This window comes from Streptomyces durocortorensis (assembly GCF_016901035.1).
Lineage (GTDB): Bacteria > Actinomycetota > Actinomycetes > Streptomycetales > Streptomycetaceae > Streptomyces > Streptomyces durocortorensis.
The window spans coordinates 1-5,125 of record NZ_JAFEUF010000060.1 but is presented as its reverse complement, the minus strand read 5'-3'; the positions used below and the strand labels follow the sequence as shown (position 1 = coordinate 5,125).

Here is a 5,125-nt window from a genome sequence, read left to right as displayed (position 1 = left end):
GCCCCCCCCCCCCCCCGCGGCGGCGCCCCCCCCCCCCCCCCCGGCGCGCCCCCCCCCCCCCCCCCCCCCCCCCCCGGCGGGGGGGCGCCCCCCCCCCTGGGCGGCTGTGCGGCTGTGCGGCTGTGCGGCTGTGCGGCTGTGCGGTCACGCTGCGCAGCGCCGCGCGGCCGCCGGTCAGTCGGAGGGGCGGTCCTCCGTGGGGTCCGAGGGCCGCTTCTCGGTGGAGATCGACGTGGCCGTCGAACCCGATCCGCTGGACTCGTGCATGTGGCGCTCGTCCTTGACCGGCGCGGCCCCGGGGCCGATCCGGATCTCGAAGTCGCCGTCGTACTTGGCGTGCCCCTCGATCACCGCGGACTCGACCGCTTCCACGCCGAACTCCTGGCGCACGATCTGCGGGTCCTTGCGCAGGTCCCGCATCAGGGCCACGCACATGCCGATCATCACGATGGCGAAGGGGGCGGCCACCAGGATGGTGAGGTTCTGCAGCCCTTGGAGCGCGTTCTCCTCACCGTCGCCGATGAGCAGCATGATCGCGGCCACGGCCCCGGTCACGACGCCCCAGAAGATGACGACCCACTTGCTCGGTTCGAGGACGCCCTTCTGCGAGAGGGTGCCCATGACGATCGAGGCGGCGTCCGCGCCGGAGACGAAGAAGATGCCGACCAGGATCATCACCAGGAGGCTCGTCACGGTGGCGATCGGGAACTCCTGGAGGACGCCGAACAGCTGCGCCTCCGGGGTTTCGGCGCCGGTGAGCTTCCCGGCCTCGTCCAGCTTCATGGCCGAGCCGCCGAAGACGGCGAACCAGATCAGGCTGACGGTGCTCGGCACCAGGATGACGCCGCCGACGAACTGACGGATCGTCCGGCCGCGGCTGATCCTGGCGATGAACATGCCGACGAAGGGCGTCCAGGAGATCCACCAGGCCCAGTAGAAGACCGTCCAGCTGCCGAGCCAGTCGGCCACGTCACCGCCGCCGGTCGCCTCGGTGCGTCCGACGAGCTGCCCCAGGTCGCTGATGTACGCACCGAGGGAGGTGGGGATCAGGTCGAGCACGAAGATCGTGGGACCGACGATGAAGACGAACACGATGAGGAGCAGGGCCAGCACCATGTTGATGTTGGACAGCCACTGGATGCCCTTCTCGACGCCGGAGACCGCGGAGGCGACGAAGGCGACGGTCAGCACCGCGATGACGGTGACGAGCAGCCCGGTGCCGGCCTTCTCCAGCCAGTCCAGCTCCTGGATGCCACTGCCGATCTGGAGCGCGCCGAGGCCCAGCGAGGCCGCCGAGCCGAACAGAGTGGCGAAGATGGCCAGGATGTCGATGACGCGGCCGACGCCGCCGTACGCGTGGCGCTTGCCGATCAGCGGCTCGAAGACCGCGCTGATCGTCTGCCGCCTGCGCATCCGGTAGGCGCTGTAGGCGATGGCGAGCCCGACGACCGCGTAGATGGCCCAGGGATGCAGCGTCCAGTGGAAGAGCGTGGTCGCCATCGCCGTCTGCATGGCCTCGGCCGAGTCGGCGGGGTCGGTGCCCGGCGGCGGGTTCCGGAAGTGGGCGAGAGGCTCGCTCACGCCCCAGAACATGAGCCCGATGCCCATACCGGCGCTGAACATCATCGCGATCCAGGAGATCGTCCGGAACTCCGGCTGCTCCCCCTCCTGGCCGAGGCAGATCTTGCCGTACCGGCTGATGGCCAGCCACAGGGCGAAGATGACGAAGGCCGACGCGGCCAGCATGAAGGCCCAGCCGCCATTGTGGATCAGCCCGGTGAGCAGCTTGCTGGAGACGGTCTCCAGGGAGCCGGTGGCGGTCGCACCCCACACGACGAAGGCGAGGGTGAGAACCGCCGTGACACCGAAGACCACCCGGTCGGTGGTCGGAGTCCTGGTACTGAGCGGTTCGGGGGGAAGGTCTGCCGTGACCGCCAGCCCTTCCCGCCCGTCCGTCGTCTGGTCGTCCTGGGACACAAATGGCACCTTTCACCGAGTCTGAAAATCGCTCCCTGTAGGCAGTACCACACCTGCCCATGATCTCGAAGGATCAACAAGGCATATCGGCTTGACCGTTTGCGATTCGATATGTCGCCCGTTGATCGAGCAGAAGGGGAATCAGGTTCCGGGCGGACTGACGAAGGGGCACATATACGCCACCTCCGTCCGGTCGGGACCGGACCCCGTGCAGGGCCAGCTCGTCCTTCACGTCCGCGTACTGGGCCGCGTCCAGCCGGTAGCCGCACGGCGGGTCGACCAGGACCTCGACAGGCTCGGCCGGGTCGTTGTCGGCGCCGCCCAGATAGACCGGCCCCCGGTCGGCGAGGCCGGTCAGGCGGGAGAGGGCGGTGGCGGCGCGGAGCCGGGCGCGCTGCTCGTCGGTGAAGTCGAGGAGACCGCCGAGCGCGGTGATCTGGGAGTCGACCCGGCGCCGGTGGTTCAGCGCCGGATCCGCCTTCTCCTCGTCGCTCAGTGCGTCGACCCGGGACTCGATGAGCAGGCCCACGGCGTGCTTGAGGCCGGAGGCGTTGCGCAGGATGCGTTCCTGGCCGTCGCCGGCGACCTGCTTGATCGGCTCTCCGGTGGCCGGGTCGGTCCAGATGCCGTAGTGCCCGCTGCTGTAGCCGTCCGCCGTCGCGGCGGGGCGGACATAGCGCTCGGAGAGGGCGCGTGAGGCGTCGTGGACCTGGTCGTGGACGTTGAGGTTCCGTGGCCAGAGGGCGAACAGGTCCTTGTCGTAGTACGGCGGGGTCGCGCCGTACTCGTGCAAGTCGTAGATCACCTGGGGCCGTTCGTCGCGGACCACGGCGGCGACGGCCCGGGCCTCGGCGGTCTCCAGGGCGATGTGGTCGCGGTTGACGTCGACCCCGTCGGCGTTGCCGCGGGTGTCGGCGGCGCGGCCGTCGGGGTTGGCCGTGGGCAGCACCAGCAGGGTCGTACTGGCAAGGAACGCGCGGGTGTCACGGTCCTCGGCGAACGCCAGATCGCGGATCGTGGTCAGACAGGCCTCGCGGCCGGCGGGTTCGTCCCCGTGCTGACTGCAGATCAGCAGTACGGTCGTGGCGGCCGGGCGCTCCTGGCCGACACGTACGAGCCTCAGGGGGCGGCCCTGGCCGGTCGTGCCGACGCGGTCCACGGAGACCCGGTCGCTCCCCCGGTCCACCGCGGCGAGGAAGTCCCGCTCCTCCCCCTCGCCGGTCCAGCGGGCCCCTTCGCTCGTCTCGAACCCGGTGCGCGGCGGACGGTGCGCGGCCTCGGCGGGCGCGATGGCGAACGGGAGGGCCAGTGCGGCGAGCGTCGCCGCGACGGCCGCCCGGCGCATCGTCCGCGCCGCGCGGCGCGGGGCGGCGGACCCCGGCCCGGCGGGGCCCTCGACCGGTGCGAGCCACGGGTGCGGGCTGAGCAAGCGGAGTGCGCGAGCGACGCGTGGGGTCATCGGCGGCTGCCTCCCTGGACATGTGGGGCGGGCACCGTGACGCCCCTCGGTCTGTCGGCGATGTGCGGACGTTACCCCGGTCAACTCCTGTGCAACAGGGGGCGATCACTGCCATCGGCAGGTTCGCGCGTCCTGCCGTCCGTGTCGACGGAATGGCGATCGTGTGACAGAAGCACCCCGAATGCCCCGTCGTGCCCGGGCGGCTGCATAGCCTCGTGACGACCGGTCGGAAGATCATCCGTCCCGACTAATGGGAGCTTGTTGTGCACCGCAGATTCATCGTCCCCAGCGCACTGGCGGCCACCCTTCTGCTGGCGATCCCAGCCGCGGCCGCACCGGGCACCGTGGGCGCCCCGGGTATCGGCGACCCCTACTACCCGGCCAGTGGAAACGGCGGCTACGACGTCGCCCATTACGACCTGCGGCTGAAGTACCAGCCCACGACCGACCTGCTGGAGGGCACGGCGACGATCCTCGCCACCACCACACAGGAGCTGTCCCGCTTCAACCTCGACTTCGGGCTCGATGTCTCCGAGGTGCGGGTGAACGGCCGGAAGGCCCGGTTCGCAACGAGCGGCGACCACGAGCTGGAGGTCACCCCGGCGGAGAAGCTGGCGAAGGGCAGGGCCGTCTCCGTCGTCGTCCGGTACGCCGGGAAGCCCTCCGAGCTGAAGATCAACGGCTGGACCGCCTGGGCGCGGACCCCGGACGGCGGGGTCGCCGCGCAGGAGCCGGAGTCGGCCGTGTGGTGGTACCCGAGCAACGACCACCCGCTGGACAAGGCCACGTACGACGTGTCGGTCTCGGTGCCGGACGGCACCCAGGCGATCAGCAACGGGGTACTCCAGTCACAGAGCTCGAAGCTCGGCTGGACCCGTTTCAACTGGCGCTCCGACAAGCCGCAGGCGACCTATCTGACGACGCTCGCCGTCGGCAAGTTCGACATCACGACCGACAGGACCGCCGACGGTCTGCCGGTGCTGAACGCCTACAGCAAGGACCTGGGCGCCAACGCCGGTGCGGCCCGCGCGAGCATCGAGCGGACCACCGAGGTCGCCGAGTGGCTGACCGAGGTGTTCGGCCCGTACCCGTACAACGCGCTCGGCGGATACGTGCCGAACGTGACGAGCGGCTTCGCCCTGGAGACCCAGACCCGGCCGTTCTACAGCCCGAAGCAGTTCGCGAACGGCGCGAACGTCTCGGTCGTCGTCCACGAGATCGCTCACCAGTGGTACGGCAACAGCGTCTCGGTCGACGGCTGGAAGGACATCTGGATCAACGAGGGCTTCGCCCGCTACAGCCAGTGGCTCTGGTCGGAGAAGGAGGGCGAGGGCACCGCGCAGGAGCTGGCGGACTACACGTACGCCCAGCACCCGGCCGACGACCCGTTCTGGAAGGTGAAGCCGGGTGACCCGGGCCCGGACAACCAGTTCGACATCGCCGTCTACGACCGGGGCGCGCTGGCGCTCCAGGCGCTGCGCAACGAGGTCGGCGACGAGGTGTTCTTCGAGCTGCTGAAGGGCTGGCCGACCGAGCACGCGCACGGCAACGCGAACGTGGACGACTTCGTCCGGTACGCGGAGCGGGTCTCGGGCAAGCCGCTGGCCGCGCTGTTCGACACCTGGCTGTACCAGCCGTCGCGGCCGGCCGCCCCGGCAGCGACGGATGCGGGTCTCGCCGAGGCGGCCC

Annotated in this window: 3 protein-coding genes; 1 reads left to right on the top strand and 2 read right to left on the bottom strand. The window is 70.5% G+C overall.

The features are described 5' to 3' along the window. Positions 1-174 precede the first annotated feature (174 nt). Together JS521_RS14365 and JS521_RS14360 are read right to left on the bottom strand one after the other, a co-directional pair. Positions 175-1,977: a BCCT family transporter gene (locus JS521_RS14365; protein ID WP_205083368.1), complete on the bottom strand. Its 1,803-nt coding sequence runs from the start codon at positions 1,975-1,977 to the stop codon at positions 175-177. Positions 1,978-2,050: 73 nt separating this feature from the next. Continuing rightward, a complete protein-coding gene (locus JS521_RS14360) occupies positions 2,051-3,436 on the bottom strand; it encodes a M14 family metallopeptidase (protein WP_205083367.1) in 1,386 nt (461 codons plus the stop codon). A gap of 263 nt (positions 3,437-3,699) precedes the next feature. Between JS521_RS14360 and JS521_RS14355 the strand changes: the two genes are divergently transcribed. Then, a partial coding sequence (locus JS521_RS14355) for a M1 family metallopeptidase (RefSeq protein ID WP_205083366.1) occupies positions 3,700-5,125 on the top strand: 1,426 nt, incomplete at its 3' end.